Source organism: Pseudomonas massiliensis, assembly GCF_000826105.1.
GTDB lineage: Bacteria > Pseudomonadota > Gammaproteobacteria > Pseudomonadales > Pseudomonadaceae > Aquipseudomonas > Aquipseudomonas massiliensis.
In genome coordinates this window covers 320,530-336,512 of record NZ_CCYK01000006.1, presented here as the reverse complement: position 1 = coordinate 336,512, position 15,983 = coordinate 320,530, and the positions used below count along the sequence as shown (strand labels likewise).

Sequence of the window (15,983 nt, the reverse complement as noted above, 5' to 3'; positions counted from 1 at the left end):
GCCTGCAATTGCCTTCATCTTGTGTTTCAAGCCTACAGGATTGGATAGATCGAATGACTGACACCCGCAACGGCGAGGACAACGGCAAACTGCTCTATTGCTCCTTCTGCGGCAAAAGCCAGCATGAAGTACGCAAATTGATTGCCGGCCCCTCTGTCTTCATCTGTGACGAGTGCGTCGACCTGTGCAACGACATCATCCGCGAGGAGGTGCAAGAGGCACAGGCCGAAAGCAGCGCTCACAAGTTGCCGTCACCCAAGGAAATCAGTGGCATCCTGGACCAGTACGTCATTGGTCAGCAGCGTGCCAAGAAGGTCCTTGCGGTCGCTGTGTACAACCACTACAAGCGGTTGAACCAGCGCGACAAGAAGAACGACGATGTCGAGCTGGGCAAGAGCAACATCCTGCTCATCGGGCCTACCGGCTCAGGCAAGACCCTGCTCGCCGAAACCCTTGCCCGCCTGCTGAACGTGCCTTTCACCATCGCCGACGCCACCACGCTGACCGAGGCGGGGTATGTGGGCGAGGACGTTGAGAACATCATTCAGAAGTTGTTGCAGAAGTGCGACTACGATGTCGAGAAAGCCCAGATGGGTATCGTCTACATCGACGAGATCGACAAGATTTCCCGCAAGTCCGACAACCCATCCATTACCCGAGATGTTTCGGGCGAGGGTGTGCAGCAGGCTTTGCTCAAGCTGATCGAAGGTACCGTTGCCTCGGTTCCGCCTCAGGGTGGCCGCAAGCATCCCCAGCAGGAGTTCCTGCAGGTGGACACGCGCAACATTCTCTTCATCTGTGGTGGCGCCTTCTCCGGTCTTGAAAAGGTCATCCAGAACCGCTCCACCAAGGGCGGCATTGGCTTCAACGCGGAAGTACGCAGCCGCGAGGAAGGCAAGAAAGTGGGCGAATCCCTGCGCGAGGTAGAGCCGGACGACCTGGTGAAATTCGGGCTGATCCCGGAATTCGTCGGCCGCTTACCGGTTTTGGCTACCCTGGACGAGCTCGACGAGGCGGCCCTGGTACAAATCCTGACCGAGCCGAAGAATGCGCTGTCCAAGCAGTATGGCAAGCTGTTCGAAATGGAAGGCGTGGATCTGGAATTCCGCAGCGAGGCCCTCAAGTCGGTCGCCCGCAAGGCGCTGGAACGCAAGACGGGCGCTCGTGGGTTGCGCTCCATCCTCGAAGGCGTGTTGCTCGACACCATGTACGAAATACCTTCCCAGAAGGACGTCAGCAAGGTGGTGATCGACGAAAGCGTGATCGAGGGAACATCCAAACCCCTGCTCATCTACGAGAACAGCGAGCCGCCTGCCAAGGCAGCACCCGATGCGTGATTGCGCATTGCCGGCTAATTGAGGCTGAGCGATAGCAGAAAGGGCCTTCGGGCCCTTTCTTTGTTCAGGCACTCTGCTTGTTTTTTTCCGAGGCTACCCCAAGATTAGCCTCAGGCTTATTTCATCTGTGAGCGGCGCCAGGCCGCTGAAGAGGCGAAACCATGAAGACGACCATCGAATTGCCTCTCCTGCCATTGCGTGACGTGGTGGTCTATCCGCATATGGTGATCCCACTGTTCGTGGGACGCGAGAAGTCCATCGAGGCCCTCGAGGCCGCGATGGCGGGCGAGAAGCAGATTCTTCTGCTGGCCCAACGTAATCCCGGCGACGACGACCCCGGCAAGGATGGGTTGTACCGGGTAGGTACCGTAGCCACCGTATTGCAATTGCTCAAGCTGCCCGACGGCACGGTCAAGGTGCTGGTCGAGGGCGAGCAGCGCGGCGCTGTCGAGCGTTTCACCGAGGTCGAGGGCCATGTTCGCGCCCAGGTCGGCCTGATCGACGAAAGCACTGTGGCCGATCGTGAAGCCGAGGTGTTCGTGCGTAGCCTGCTTTCCCAGTTCGAGCAGTATGTTCAGCTGGGCAAGAAGGTCCCGGCCGAGGTGTTGTCCTCGCTCAACAGCATCGATGAGCCAGGGCGCCTGGTCGACACCATGGCCGCGCATATGGCCCTGAAGATCGAGCAAAAGCAGGAGATCCTCGAAATTGTCGACCTGGGAACACGGGTCGAGCGTGTGCTGGCCCTGCTCGATGCGGAAATTGACCTGCTCCAGGTCGAGAAGCGCATCCGTGGCCGGGTCAAGAAGCAGATGGAGCGCAGCCAGCGCGAGTACTACCTCAACGAGCAGATGAAGGCCATCCAGAAAGAGCTGGGGGATGGCGACGAGGGGCATAACGAGGTCGAGGAGCTCAAGAAACGTATCGAGGCGGCGGGCCTGCCCAAGGAAGCCCTGGCCAAGGCCAATGCCGAGCTCAACAAGCTCAAGCAGATGTCGCCCATGTCCGCCGAAGCCACGGTGGTGCGCTCCTACATCGACTGGCTGGCCCAGGTGCCGTGGAAAGCCCAGAGCAAGGTTCGCCTGGACCTGGCCCGGGCCGAACAGATTCTCGATGCTGACCATTACGGGCTGGAAGAGGTCAAGGAACGTATCCTTGAATACCTCGCCGTGCAAAAGCGTGTGAAAAAGATTCGCGGGCCAGTGCTCTGCCTGGTTGGGCCGCCTGGCGTGGGCAAGACGTCCCTGGCCGAATCCATTGCCAATGCCACCAACCGCAAGTTCGTGCGCATGGCCCTGGGCGGTGTTCGCGATGAAGCGGAAATCCGTGGCCACCGGCGTACCTACATCGGCTCCATGCCGGGGCGCCTGATCCAGAAGATGACCAAGGTCGGCGTGCGCAACCCCCTGTTCCTGCTCGACGAAATCGACAAGATGGGCAGCGACATGCGTGGCGACCCAGCGTCGGCGCTGCTGGAGGTGCTCGACCCGGAGCAGAATCACAGCTTCAACGACCATTACCTGGAGGTCGACTACGATCTTTCCGACGTGATGTTCCTGTGCACGTCCAACTCGATGAACATCCCGCCGGCACTGCTTGACCGGATGGAAGTCATTCGGCTGCCCGGCTATACCGAGGACGAGAAGATCAACATCGCGACCCGCTACCTGATTCCCAAGCAGGTAACGGCCAACGGTTTGAAGGCGACCGAGCTGGAAATCGACACCCAGGCCATCCGCGACATCATCCGTTACTACACCCGGGAAGCCGGCGTGCGCAGTCTTGAGCGCCAGGTCGCCAAGATCTGCCGCAAGGTGGTCAAGGATCACGCCCAGGCCAGGAAGGTTGCGGTGAAGGTGACGCCCGAGTCGCTGGAAGCGCTGCTGGGCGTGCGCAAGTTCCGCTATGGCCTGGCGGAGCAGGAAGACCAGGTCGGCCAGGTCACCGGCCTCGCCTGGACCCAGGTCGGTGGTGAACTGCTGACTATCGAAGCCGCCGTGGTGCCCGGCAAGGGCCACCTGATCAAGACCGGGTCCCTGGGCGACGTGATGGGCGAGTCCATCACCGCCGCGCTCACCGTGGTGCGCAGCCGCGCCAAGAGCCTGGGCATAGCGCTGGACTTCCATGAGAAGCGCGATACCCATATCCACATGCCGGAAGGGGCTACCCCCAAGGACGGCCCAAGCGCGGGTATCGGCATGTGCACCGCCGTGGTGTCGGCGCTTACGGGAATTCCGGTACGTGCGGATGTGGCCATGACCGGGGAGATTACCCTGCGTGGCCAAGTGCTGGCCATTGGCGGGCTGAAGGAAAAACTGCTGGCCGCTCACCGGGGCGGAATCAAGACCGTGATCATTCCTGAGGAAAACGTGCGCGACCTCAAGGAAATTCCCGATAACATCAAGCAGGATCTGCAGATCAAGCCTGTCAAATGGATTGACGAGGTCCTCCAAATTGCGCTGCAATACGCCCCGGAGCCCTTGCCCGACGTGGCTCCCGAGATAGTTGCAAAGGATGACAAGCGCGACGCTGAGGCCAAGGAGCGCGTCAGCACGCATTAAGGCTTGTACAGGATTGCGGTAAGCTCGCTGGCCCACTCCAGGAAGCCGTGTTGGCCACTCGTGGGGTGAGGCTCATTGACAGGATTCCGGGCCGTTGGGGTCAACGGCTCTTTTTGGTCGGCGGCGTGTCCGGCACCCGTTTCAGCCCGGGTCTCGTTGGTACGAGACCCGGAAGAATTATTCAGAAATAACCAAAATAGACAGACATAAGGGGACTTAGATTGAACAAGTCGGAACTGATCGATGCCATCGCCGCATCCGCGGATATCCCGAAAGCCGTTGCAGGTCGCGCACTGGACGCTGTGATCGAGTCCGTCACTGGCGCTCTGAAGAATGGCGATCCCGTGGTGCTGGTAGGGTTCGGTACCTTCCAGGTCAAGGAGCGCGCCGAGCGTACCGGGCGCAACCCCCAGACTGGCAAGGCCATCAAGATCAGCGCGGCGAAAATCCCTGGCTTCAAGCCGGGCAAGAACCTCAAGGACGCGGTCAACTGACCGGCGTCAGGCAGGGCCGGGCCTGACCTGGGGTCTCGCCCGATCAGCACTGTTGTTGCGCAGGTAACGAGAAGGCGCATCCTCGGATGCGCCTTTTTCATATGGAGTTCTGGGCGGTCGAGTGGTAACTGGCCGTTGCTGGGGGAAGCATGCTTCAAAACATCAGGGACAATTCACAAGGGTGGATTGCCAAGACGATCATCGGCGTCATTGTCGTGCTCATGGCATTGACGGGGTTCGACGCGATCTTCCGCGCGACCAGCCATAGCCAGGATGCCGCCAAGGTCAACGGTGACACCATCACCCAGGCCGAGCTGGGTCAGGCCGTGGAAACGCAGCGCCGGCAGTTGATGGAGCAATTGGGGCGGGAATTCGACCCGTCGTTGCTCGATGAAAAGATGCTGCGCGAGGCTGCCCTCAAGGGCCTGGTCGACCGCAAGCTGCTTCTGCAGGGTGCCCGTGACGCGGGCTTCGCCTTCTCCGAGCAAGCAGTGGACCAGCAGATACTGCTCGCGCCTCAGTTCCAGCAGGACGGTAAGTTCAGCGCCGAACGTTTCGATCAGTACATCCGTCAGCTAGGCTTCTCCCGCCTGCAATTCCGCCAGGTGCTGGCAGAGGAAATGCTTATCACGCAGATGCGCGCCGGCCTGGCTGCCAGCAGCTTCGTCACTGACGACCAGGTGTCCGCCTATGCGCAGCTCACGAAGCAGACCCGGGATTTCGCCAGCCTCACGCTCAAGGCCGACCCAAGCGCCATCAAGGTCAGCGATGATGACGTGAAGGCTTACTACGATGCACATGCCAAGGAGTTCATGAGTCCCGACCAAGTGGTCATCGACTACATCGAGCTCAAGAAGTCGGCCTTCTTCGACCAGGTCAAGGTCAGCGATGCCGATCTCCAGGCCCAGTATCAGAGAGCGATCGGCAACCTGGCCGAGCAGCGTCGCGCTGCCCATATCCTGGTCGAGGTCAATGACAAGGTCAGTGACGAGCAGGCGAAGGCGCGCATCACCGAAATCCAGCAGCGCCTGGCCAAGGGCGAGGACTTCGCCAAGGTGGCCAAGGAAACGTCCCAGGACCCCGGTTCGGCTGCCAATGGCGGTGACCTGGGCTATGCTGGCAAGGGTGTCTACGACGAGGCCTTCGAGGGCGCGCTCTATGCACTCAAGCCTGATGAAGTCTCACAGCCGGTGCGCACCCAGTTCGGCTACCACCTGATCAAGCTGCTCGGTGTGGAAGCCCCGCAGGTGCCGACCTTCGCCAGCATGAAGGACAGGCTCACCCAGGAACTCAAGAGCAGTCAGGTCGAGCAGCGCTATGTGGAAGCCAGCAAGAAGCTGGAGGATTCCGCTTTCGAAGCGTCCGACCTTGGCCAGCCGGCCCAGGACCTTGGCCTGACCGTACAGACTTCCGAACCCTTCGGTCGCGAGGGCGGGCCACAGGGCATCACCGCCAACCGTGCGGTGGTCCAGGGGGCTTTCAGCCCGGAAGTGCTCGAGGAGGGCGCCAACAGCAGCGCTATCGAGCTGGATCCGGACACCACGGTGGTGGTTCGCGTCAAGGAACACCGCAAGCCCACCCAACTGGCCCTGGAGGCGGTAGCCAATCCCATTCGCCAGGAACTGGCCCGTGAGCGGGCGGCCGAAGCGGTGAAAACCCAGGGTGACGCGCTCGTCGCTAGCCTGCGTGATGGCAAGGCAGCCCCGACCGCGCCACAGAACGGCCAGACGTGGAAAACCGTCGAAGCGGCCAACCGTACCCAGGATGGCATCGACCCTACCGTGCTCAATGCGGTATTCCAGATGCCCAAGCCCGCGGACAAGGGCAAGCCGACCTTTGCTAGCGTCGCCTTGCGTGACGGTAGCCTGGTAGTACTGCGCCTCAATGGGGTGAACGAAGGCGCCGCGCCGACCGACGAGGAAAAGGCGACTTTCCGTCGCGCGCTGGCGTCTCGCCAGGGCCAGATGGACTTCGCGGCCTATCGGGCCTTGTTGCAGGAAAAGGCCGAGGTGAAGCGGTACTGAGCCAGGCGTCAGGGGTGACGCGCAGGCGTCACTCCATCGTTCCAGACGATGTCCGCCGCCTCAGAATGATCCGCTCTCGGTACAGTTGCAAAAAAGGCCGCTTTCGCGGCCTTTTTCGTGAGCGTCTGTCCGTTACTCGGTCAGGTCACCCATGGCTGTGGTGTTGAAGCCGCCGTCCACGTACATGATCTCGCCGCTGACGCCAGAGGCCAGGTCCGAGCAGAGGAAGGCGCCCGCGTTGCCCACTTCCTCGATGGTTACGTTGCGGCGCAGAGGGGTCTGGGCTTCGTTGGCATCGAGCATCTTGCGGAAGTTCTTGATGCCGGACGCGGCCAGGGTGCGGATAGGGCCGGCGGAGATGGCGTTGACGCGGATGCCTTCCGGGCCCAGGCTGCGCGCCAGATAGCGCACGCCCGCTTCCAGGCTGGCCTTGGCCATGCCCATCACGTTGTAGTTAGGCATCGTGCGCTCGGCGCCCAGGTACGACAGGGTCAGCAGGCTGCCGTTACGGCCTTGCATCATCTCCCGGCCAGCCTTGGCCAGCGCCACGAAGCTGTAGGCGGAAATGTCATGGGCGATCCGGAAGCCTTCGCGGGTGGTGGCGCTGGTGAAGTCGCCGTCCAGTTGGTCGCCGGGAGCGAAACCGACCGAATGCACGATGCAATCCAGGCCATCCCATTTCTGGGCCAGGGCTTCGAATACCTTGGCGATCTCTTCGTCGTTCGCCACGTCGCAAGGGAAGCACAGTTCAGGGTTGGAGCCCCAGCCCGTGGCGAATTCCTCGACGCGCCCCTTGAGCTTTTCATTCTGGTAGGTGAAAGCCAGCTCCGCACCTTCGCGGTGCATGGCTGCGGCAATGCCCGATGCGATGGACAACTTGCTCGCGACACCGACGATCAATACGCGCTTACCGGCGAGAAAACCCATGTGTTCGTTCCTCTTCTCATTAATCGACAGTCGCCGGGGCCAGGAAGGCTGCTTCCAGCAACTGTTGGGTATAGGGGTGTTTCGGCGCGGCGAAGATCGCCGCTGCCTCCCCTTGTTCTACGACCCGGCCCTGCTTCATGACCACCAACTGATGGCTCAGGGCCTTGACCACGGCCAGGTCGTGGCTGATGAACAAATACGTCAGGCCGTGCCTGGCCTGCAACGAACGTAGCAATTCCACAACCTGCCGCTGCACCGTACGGTCCAGCGCGGAGGTGGGCTCATCCAGCACGATGAGCGCCGGGTGCAACACCAGGGCCCGGGCAATGGCGATCCGCTGCCGTTGGCCCCCGGAAAACTCGTGAGGGTAACGGTGACGCGTTTCCGGGTCCAGGCCCACTTCCTTGAGCACGGCGATAATGGCTGCCTGCTGCTCCTCGGCCGTGCCGAGGCCGTGTATCCGCAGCCCCTCGCCGATGATCTGGCCGATGCTCATGCGCGGGCTGAGGCTGCCGAACGGATCCTGAAAGACCACTTGCAGCTCTCGCCGCAGCGGCCGTACCTCCCGGCGAGCCAGCCCTTGCAGCTCAGTGCCGTGAAAGCGAATGCTCCCCTGGCTCTGGATCAAGCGCAGTATCGCCAGGCCAAGAGTGGACTTGCCCGACCCACTTTCGCCTACCACCCCCAGGGTCTGCCCCTTGGGCAGGGAAAAGCCGATACCATCCACGGCCTTGATGTGGTCCGTGGTACGTTTGAGGATACCCTTTCGCACCGGGAACCAGACCTTAAGGTCACGAACTTCCAGCAAAGGCGTCGCCGCGAGGCTGTCAGCCGGGCGCCCCACAGGTTCCGCGGCGAGCAATTCCCGGGTATATGGGTGGCTCGGCTGTCGGAACAATTGCTCACACGTTGCCTGTTCGACGATCCGACCGCGCTGCATGACACATACCTGGGTGGCAATTCTTCTGACCAGGTTGAGGTCATGGCTGATAAGGAGCATGGCCATGCCCAATCGGGCCTGAAGGTCCTTCAGCAGATCGAGGATCTTCAATTGCACGGTGACATCCAGCGCCGTGGTGGGCTCGTCGGCAATCAGCAAGTCGGGCTCGTTGGCCAGAGCCATGGCGATCATCACTCGCTGTCGTTGGCCCCCCGAGAGCTCATGAGGCAGGGCGCGCAGACGCCGCGCCGGCTCTGGAATTCCCACCAGCGCAAGCAACTCCAGGATGCGTGACCGCGCCGCTTCGCCGACCAACCCTTTGTGCAGCGCCAGGACTTCAGCGATCTGCTTCTCGATAGGCTGCAAGGGGTTGAGGGACGTCATCGGCTCCTGGAAGATCATTGCGATACGGTTGCCTCGGATGCGCTGCAACTGGCGTTCCGAGCTATGAAGCAGGTCCTGCCCACGGTAGAGGATACGCCCCTGGGGGTGGCTGGCGATGGGATAGGGCAACAGGCGCAGGATCGAGTGTGCCGTGACCGACTTGCCGGAGCCGCTTTCCCCCACCAGGGCGAGGGTTTCACCAGGGGCGATCCTGAAGCTGACATCGCTGACGACGCGCTGCGACTGTTGACCATCGTGGAAATCCACCGCCAGGTCGCGAATTTCGAGAAGGGTAGGTGCGTCCATGCTATTTCCTTGGGTCGAACGCATCACGCGCCGCCTCACCGATGAACACCAGCAGGCTCAGCATCAGGGCCAGCACGGCGAACGCGCTAAGGCCCAGCCACGGTGCTTGCAGATTGGACTTGGCCTGGCCGACCAGTTCGCCTAGGGAAGGCGATCCGGCGGGCAGGCCAAAGCCGAGGAAATCCAGCGCGGTCAGTGTGCCAATCGCCCCGGTGAGAATGAACGGCAGGTAGGTCATGGTCGACACCATGGCGTTGGGCAGGATGTGGTGGAACATGATGGCGCCGTCTCCCATGCCCAGGGCGCGCGCGGCGCGAACGTATTCCAGGTTGCGTCCACGCAGGAACTCGGCACGTACCACGTCCACCAGACTCATCCAGGAAAACAGCAACATGATGCCCAGCAGCCACCAGAAGTTGGGCTGTACGAAGCTGGCCAGGATGATCAGCAGGTAGAGCACTGGCAATCCGGACCAGATCTCAATGAAACGCTGGCCGGCCAGATCGACCCAGCCCCCATAGAACCCTTGGAGCGCGCCGGCGAGTATGCCCACCACCGAGCTGAGCAGGGTAAGGGTAAGCGCGAAGAGCACGGAAATCCGGAAACCGTAGATGACCCTCGCCAACACATCGCGGCCCTGGTCGTCGGTACCCAGCCAGTTTTGTCGGGAAGGCGGCGCAGGGGCGGGGACCTTCAGATCATAGTTGATGCTCTGGTAGCTGAAGGGGATGGGCGCCCATAGGGCCCAGGCGTCCTGGCGCTCGAGCAGCTCACGCACATAGGGGCTCTTGTAGTTGGGCTCCAGGGGAAACTCGCCGCCGAATGCTGTTTCCGGATAGCGCTTGAAGGCGGGGAAGTACCAGGCGTCGTTCATATGAATGACCAGAGGCTTGTCGTTGGCGATGAATTCGGCGCCCAGGCTGAGCACGAACAGCGCGCTGAACAGCCACAGCGACCACCAGCCGCGCTTGTGCGCCTTGAAACGCTGCAGCCTTCGCCGGTTTAGGGGAGAGAGGGCCATCAGTGTTTCCTGCCTTCGAAGTCGATACGGGGGTCTACCAGGGTGTAGGTGAGGTCGCCGATGAGCTTCACTACCAGCCCTAGCAGGGTAAAGATGAACAGGGTGCCGAAGACCACCGGGTAGTCCCGGTTGATGGCCGCTTCGAAACTCATCAGGCCCAGGCCGTCCAGGGAGAAGATCACTTCGATCAACAGCGAGCCGGTGAAGAAGATGCCGATGAAGGCCGAAGGGAACCCGGCCACCACCAGCAGCATGGCATTGCGAAAGACATGCCCGTAGAGCACTCGACGCCGGCTCAGCCCCTTGGCCCGGGCAGTGACGACGTACTGCTTGCCGATTTCATCGAGGAAGCTGTTCTTGGTCAGCAGGGTCATGGTAGCGAAATGGCCAATGACCAGCGCGGTGATGGGTAGGGCCAGGTGCCAGAAATAGTCGAGTACCTTGCCGCCCAGGGTCAACTGGTCAAAGTCATTGGACGTAAGCCCGCGCAGTGGAAACCAATGGAAATAGCTGCCGCCGGCAAAGACCACGATCAGCAGGATGGCGAACAGGAATGCTGGCACGGCGTAACCGATCACAATGGCCGAGCTGGTCCACAGGTCGAAGGCCGAGCCGTGACGGGTGGCCTTGGCGATACCGAGCGGTATCGACACCAGGTACATGATCAGGGTGCTCCACAGGCCCAGCGAAATGGAGACGGGCATTTTCTCAAGGATCAGATCCGTGACCTTGGCGTCGCGGAAGAAGCTTTCGCCGAAATCCAGCCGGGCGTAGTTCTTGATCATGATCCACAGCCGCTCCGGCGCTGACTTGTCGAACCCATACATGCGCTGGATTTCGGCGATCAGTGCTGGGTCTAGCCCTTGAGCCCCCCGGTAATTGGAGCCGGCCACGGACACTTCGGCGCCGCCGCCAGCGACCCGGCTGGTGGCTCCGTCGAGGCCTTCAAGCTTGGCGATCATTTGCTCTACCGGACCTCCCGGCGCGGCCTGGATGATCACGAAATTGAGGATGAGAATGCCGAACAGGGTCGGCACGATGAGCAACAGCCGGCGCAGAACGTAGGCGAGCATCATTTGGCCCCCTCGGGCTTGGTCCACCAGGTATTAACCCCGATGTCATACCGTGGAGGCGTGGCCGGATGGGCAAAACGGTTCCAGTAAGCCACGCGCCAGGTATCGATGTACCAATTGGGGATCAGGATCGCGTTCCACTGCAGCACTCTATCCAGGGCGCGCGCGTGAGTCACCAGGCTGGCGCGCGAATCCGCGTTGATCAGGCCGTCCACCAGGCGATCGACAGCGGGGTCCCTGAGCCCCATGAAATTGCGGCTGCCCGGATTGTCCGCGGCCTCGCTGGTCCAGTAGCCTCGCTGCTCGTTACCTGGAGAGGGCGACTGTGGGAAACCCGCCACGATCATGTCGAAATCCCGGGAGCGCAGCCGATTGACATACTGGGACATGTCTACCCGACGCAGCACCAGGTCGATGCCCAAGTCCTTGAGGTTGCGCTTGTAAGGCAACAGTACTCGTTCGAAATCCGGTTGCACGATAAGGAACTCGATCTGCGCGGGCTTGCCTTCGGCATCGAGCATGCGGTCGCCTTCGATCCGCCATCCCGCCTCCTGAAGCAAGCGGTAGGCCTCACGCTGCTGGTCGCGAACCACGCCGCTGGCATCGGTGACCGGGTTGCGCCACTGCTCGGTGAACACCTGGACAGGGAGCTGGGCCCGTAGCGGTTCGAGTATCTTCAGCTCAGCGGCATCAGGCAGCCCCTGGGCAGCCATTTCCGAGTTTTCGAAGAAACTGGCGTTGCGCTTGTACGCCCCGTAGAACAACTGCTTGTTGGTCCATTCGAAGTCCAGCAGCAGCGAGAGCGCCCGACGCACCCGTACGTCCTGGAAAATGGAGCGCCGCTGGTTGAAGACAAAACCCTGCATGCCCGTGGGGCTGCCATTGGGGATTTCCTCGCGTACCAGACGGCCTTCTTTTACCGCGGGAATGTCATAGGCCGTGGCCCAGTTCTTGGCCACCATCTCCTGCCAGTAGTCGAATTGTCCCGCCTTGAAGGCTTCCAGGGCTACGGTTGAGTCCCGGTAGTAGTCATATACCAGATTGTCGAAATTGTACTGGCCCCGGTTCACGGGAAGGTCTTTTGCCCAATAGTCCGCGACACGCTCCAGGCGAACGGATCGTCCCGCCTGCACCGCGGCCACGCGGTACGGCCCGCTGCCCAATGGGATATCAAGGTTGCCGCGCTGGAAGTCCTTGCCCTCCCAGGCATGCTTGGGCAGTACCGGCAATTGCCCCAGGATCAAAGGCAACTCCCGGTTATCGCCATTCTTGAACCTGAACAGCACACGCAGGGGCGTTTCGACCACGACCTGGGCAACGTCGGCATAGTAGCTACGGTAGAAAGGCGCGCCCTGGTTAGTCAGGGTATCGAACGAAAACGCCACGTCTTCCGCACGCAGGGGATGGCCGTCGTGGAACTGGGCCTCGGGCCTGAGGTAAAAGCGAACCCAGGTATTGTCGGGTGCTTTCTCGATGCGCTCGGCTACCAGGCCGTATTCAGTCATGGGCTCGTCGAGGCTTTGCACCATCAGGGTGTCGTATATCTGCTCAAGGCCACTGGCGGGTACGCCCCTGTTTGTGGAGGGGGTTGGGGCTGTCAAACGCCGATGGCCGCGCGGCGGAAGGTACCGCCCTTGGGGGGTCCGGGTTGACGTACGGGAATGACTGGAAATTGCGGCGCGCAAGGTCGCGCGGGGAATGCCATCTCCGGAGGTCTGGGGTAGGCTGAAAGGCTCGCTGAAGAGTCCGGGTGGCAAGCGTTCCTGCCAAGGCGTCAGCAGCGCCCGCTCCATGGGAGCTGAGCGTCTGGGTGAGGGTCATCAGTACCATGTCGAAATCGAATTGATCCAGGCGCTGCTTGTACTGAGCACGGTCCACGGTTCGCAGGCGGGCATCGACGCCAATACGGACCAGTGTTTCCCTGTAGGGCTCAAGTATGCGTTCAAGGGCCGGGTTGACCAATAGCAGCTCCAGCTGCAATGGCTGGCCGGCATGGTTGCGTAACTGGCCGTCGCGGTAATCCCAGCCGGCTTCGGCCAGCAAGCCCATGGCGGCGCGCAAGGTCGCGCGGGGAATGCCATCTCCGGAGGTCTGGGGTAGGCTGAAAGGCTCGCTGAAGAGTCCGGGTGGCAAGCGTTCCTGCCAAGGCGTCAGCAGCGCCCGCTCCATGGGAGCAGGCAACCCGCTGGCGCTGAAGTCGCTGTTGGGAAAGTAGCTCAGGGCACGTCGATAGGCGCCACTGAACAGGGTGCGGTTGGTCCACTCAAAATCGAACAGCATGCCCAGGGCCTGGCGTACCCGTAAATCGCTGAAGCGCGCGCGGCGAGTATTGAAGAACAGGCCCTGGGTCTGCGTGGGGATCCGGTGGGCAATCTCCCGTTTGATCACGCGACCCTCGGCCACGGCGGGAAAATGGTAGCCGTTGCTCCAGTTCTTGGCCTGGTGCTCGATGTAGATGTCGAATTCACCTGCCTTGAAGGCTTCGAACGCGACCTTGCTGTCCCGGTAGAACTCTACCTCTACTCGATCGAAGTTGTATTTGCCACGGTTGACCGGCAAATCACGGCCCCACCACTGGCGTACGCGTTCGAATACCAGGCGGCGGCCCGGCACGACCTGGACGATCCTGTAGGGCCCGCTGGTGACCGGTGGGTCGAAGGTGGTGGCTTGGAAATCACGGTGGCGCCAATAGTGGCGGGCAAGCACCGGCATTTCACCCAGGCGCAGGATCAGCAGAGGATTACCCCGGCGTTTGAAGACGAAGCGTACGCGGTAGGGGCCAAGGCGGTCGACCCGTTGTACTTCCTGCAAGCTGGTGCGGTATTGCGGATGGCCCTGCCTGAGCAGCGTCTCGTAGGAAAAAATCACATCGCTTGCCGTGACAGGCTGGCCGTCACTGAACCGGGCTTCGGGCCGCAGGTTGAACACGACCCAACTGCGGTCGTCCGCATACTCCACGGAACGCGCGATCAAGCCGTAGCTGGAGGTGGGTTCGTCACCGGAAGGCGAGTAGGAACCGGTACCGACCATCAGCGGCTCGCTCAGCTCGCTGATGCCGTATTGCAGGAAGTTGCCGGTGGAAGCAGGGCTGGTGCCCTTCAGGGTATAGGGGTTAAGAGTGTCGAAGGTGCCCTCGGCCATGATGCGCAAGGTGCCCCCCTTCGGGGCTTCAGGGTTGGCCCAGTCGAAATGGGTGAAGCTGGGCGGATATTTCAATGCGCCGAATTGCGCGTAGCCATGGCTCTCTATACGCATGGCCAGGGCGGGGCCCGAGCAGGCCAGGCCAAGAAGAAGGAAGGGTAGGACGCGCATCAGGTCACGGGTTCACAAGTGGCCAGGCGGTACATTAACAGAGTCTGCAGAGCCTCGACAGAAATCGCTCGCTAGTGGTCAGCCGCTGCGATCAGGAGCGCCGGGGATCAGCGATCGACGTAGACGGTAAGCGTTTGCCCTGGACGCAGGGCCTTGCCCAGCCGAGGGTTCCAGCGCTTGAGGTGCTGGGGCTGTACCTTGAACCGCTTGGCGACCAGATAGTAGGAATCTCCCTTGCGCACCGTATAGCGGGTGCTACGACGGGATGCATCCCCACTGGTGGCGGAGTTGCCGCCAGCGCCGCCCTGCAGGACCAGCAGTTGCCCGGGCTTCAGATGCTTGCCGGTCAGCTTGTTCCAGCGCTGCAGGTCGCTCACGCTGACCTTGTTGGCCCTGGCGATGGTGCCGAGGTTGTCGCCGCGGCGCACCTTGTAACTGCGCCGCGGGCTGGGCGCCGCGCTCGCGACCTGTTCGAAGACCACTTGCCTGGGGCGCAGGCTGAGCAACTCTTCGGGTTTCATGGACGAAAGGCTGTCGGCCAGCAACTTGGCCTTGGCCGTGGGCACCAGTAGATGTTGCGGGCGATCGAGCGTGATGCGTTTCTTGAAGGCGGGATTGAGCTGATAGAGCTCGTCCTCGTCGATGTCGGCCAGGGCGGCGACCCGGGCCAGGTCGAGGCGCTGGTTGATTTCCACGATCTTGAAATAGGGCTGGTTCGCAATAGGCTCCAGCGCGACGCCATAGGCTTCGGGCGAGGAGACCACCTCCGACAGGGCCAGCAACTTGGGCACGTAATCCCGAGTTTCCTGGGGCAGCGGCAGGTTCCAGTAGTCGGTGGGCAGGCCCAGTCTTTCATTGCGTTCTATGGCGCGGCTGACCGTGCCTTCGCCCGCGTTGTAGGCAGCCAGGGCCAGTAGCCAGTCGCCGTTGAACATGTCATGGAGCTTGCCGAGATAGTCCAGCGCCGCATTGGTGGAGGCGGTGACATCCTGGCGACCGTCGTAGAGGTTGGTCTGCCGCAGGTTGAAGTAGCGCCCCGTGGAAGGGATGAACTGCCACAACCCGACCGCATTGGCTCGGGAAAGCGCCATGGGGTTGTACGCGCTTTCGATGACCGGCAGCAATGCCAGCTCCAGCGGCATGTTGCGCTCTTCCAGACGCTCGACGATGTAGTGCAGGTACAGGCTGCCCCGGTCGGCGGAAGTCAGCAGGAAATCCGGGTTGCTGACGAACCACAGCCGCTGCTGCTCCACCCGCGGGTTGACGTCGATCCCTTCCTGCAGCTGGAAGCCATCGCGCATGCGGGCCCAGAGGTCCTGGGGCTGGCGCTTGTCGTGCTCCACCTGGAAGATCGGCTTGGGCTTGGCTCGCTTCAAGGTTGCCGTGGCAGGAGCCGGCGCCGGGCCGCTGTCCACCTGTGCCGCGCTCTGGCAGCCCACCAGCGCGGCCGTCATGGCCAGGGCGATGGCCTGGCCCAATCGGGTAAGGGCGCGAGGGCGGAACGGGGTAGCGGGGCTGTAGGGCGACATTGGCGGCGAGGTTATCCGGGCAAAAATGTGCGGCGATTCTAGAAAGGGGGGGTAGGCCGGTCAACCTCTGTGAACATT

General features: G+C 61.7%; 9 protein-coding genes and 2 pseudogenes. 4 read left to right on the top strand and 7 right to left on the bottom strand.

The window, feature by feature from the left end; translation table 11 throughout:
* Positions 1 to 53: 53 nt before the first annotated feature.
* The 4 genes from clpX (at position 54) to BN1188_RS07625 (ending at position 6,413) form a co-directional block, all read left to right on the top strand.
* Entirely contained in the window at positions 54 to 1,337 is a 1,284-nt protein-coding gene (gene clpX, locus BN1188_RS07640; protein WP_040260826.1) for an ATP-dependent Clp protease ATP-binding subunit ClpX, read from the top strand.
* 161 nt (positions 1,338 to 1,498) lie between these two features.
* Positions 1,499 to 3,895 carry an endopeptidase La gene (gene lon, locus BN1188_RS07635; RefSeq protein ID WP_040260825.1) on the top strand — a complete coding sequence of 799 codons (2,397 nt, stop codon included), beginning with the start codon at positions 1,499 to 1,501 and terminating at the stop codon, positions 3,893 to 3,895.
* A gap of 221 nt (positions 3,896 to 4,116) precedes the next feature.
* A complete protein-coding gene (locus BN1188_RS07630; RefSeq protein WP_040260824.1) occupies positions 4,117 to 4,389 on the top strand; it encodes an HU family DNA-binding protein in 273 nt (90 codons plus the stop codon).
* 149 nt (positions 4,390 to 4,538) lie between these two features.
* Positions 4,539 to 6,413, top strand: a complete 1,875-nt coding sequence (locus BN1188_RS07625) for a SurA N-terminal domain-containing protein (protein ID WP_040260823.1) — start codon at positions 4,539 to 4,541, stop codon at positions 6,411 to 6,413.
* Between the two features lie 132 nt (positions 6,414 to 6,545).
* Here the strand turns inward: BN1188_RS07625 and fabI are convergent, their stop codons facing one another.
* The 7 genes and pseudogenes from fabI to BN1188_RS07590 form a co-directional block, all read right to left on the bottom strand.
* A complete protein-coding gene (gene fabI / locus BN1188_RS07620; RefSeq protein ID WP_040260822.1) occupies positions 6,546 to 7,340 on the bottom strand; it encodes an enoyl-ACP reductase FabI in 795 nt (264 codons plus the stop codon).
* Between the two features lie 19 nt (positions 7,341 to 7,359).
* Positions 7,360 to 8,970, bottom strand: a complete 1,611-nt coding sequence (locus BN1188_RS07615) for an ABC transporter ATP-binding protein (protein WP_040260821.1) — start codon at positions 8,968 to 8,970, stop codon at positions 7,360 to 7,362.
* A 1-nt stretch (position 8,971) separates the two neighbouring features.
* Positions 8,972 to 9,991, bottom strand: coding sequence for an ABC transporter permease (locus BN1188_RS07610; protein WP_040260820.1), 1,020 nt, complete (start codon positions 9,989 to 9,991; stop codon positions 8,972 to 8,974).
* Positions 9,991 to 11,064, bottom strand: coding sequence for a microcin C ABC transporter permease YejB (locus BN1188_RS07605; protein ID WP_040261406.1), 1,074 nt, complete (start codon positions 11,062 to 11,064; stop codon positions 9,991 to 9,993). The genes BN1188_RS07610 and BN1188_RS07605 overlap by 1 nt, the downstream gene beginning before the upstream one ends.
* A pseudogene (locus BN1188_RS07600) lies at positions 11,064 to 12,738 on the bottom strand (extracellular solute-binding protein); the annotation flags it as partial. The pseudogene BN1188_RS07600 and the gene BN1188_RS07605, both read right to left, overlap by 1 nt.
* Positions 12,739 to 12,861: 123 nt before the next feature.
* Positions 12,862 to 14,376: pseudogene (locus BN1188_RS07595) on the bottom strand (extracellular solute-binding protein); the annotation flags it as partial.
* 107 nt (positions 14,377 to 14,483) lie between these two features.
* Positions 14,484 to 15,905, bottom strand: coding sequence for a lytic transglycosylase domain-containing protein (locus tag BN1188_RS07590; RefSeq protein ID WP_040260819.1), 1,422 nt, complete (start codon positions 15,903 to 15,905; stop codon positions 14,484 to 14,486).
* Between the last annotated feature and the right edge of the window lie 78 nt (positions 15,906 to 15,983).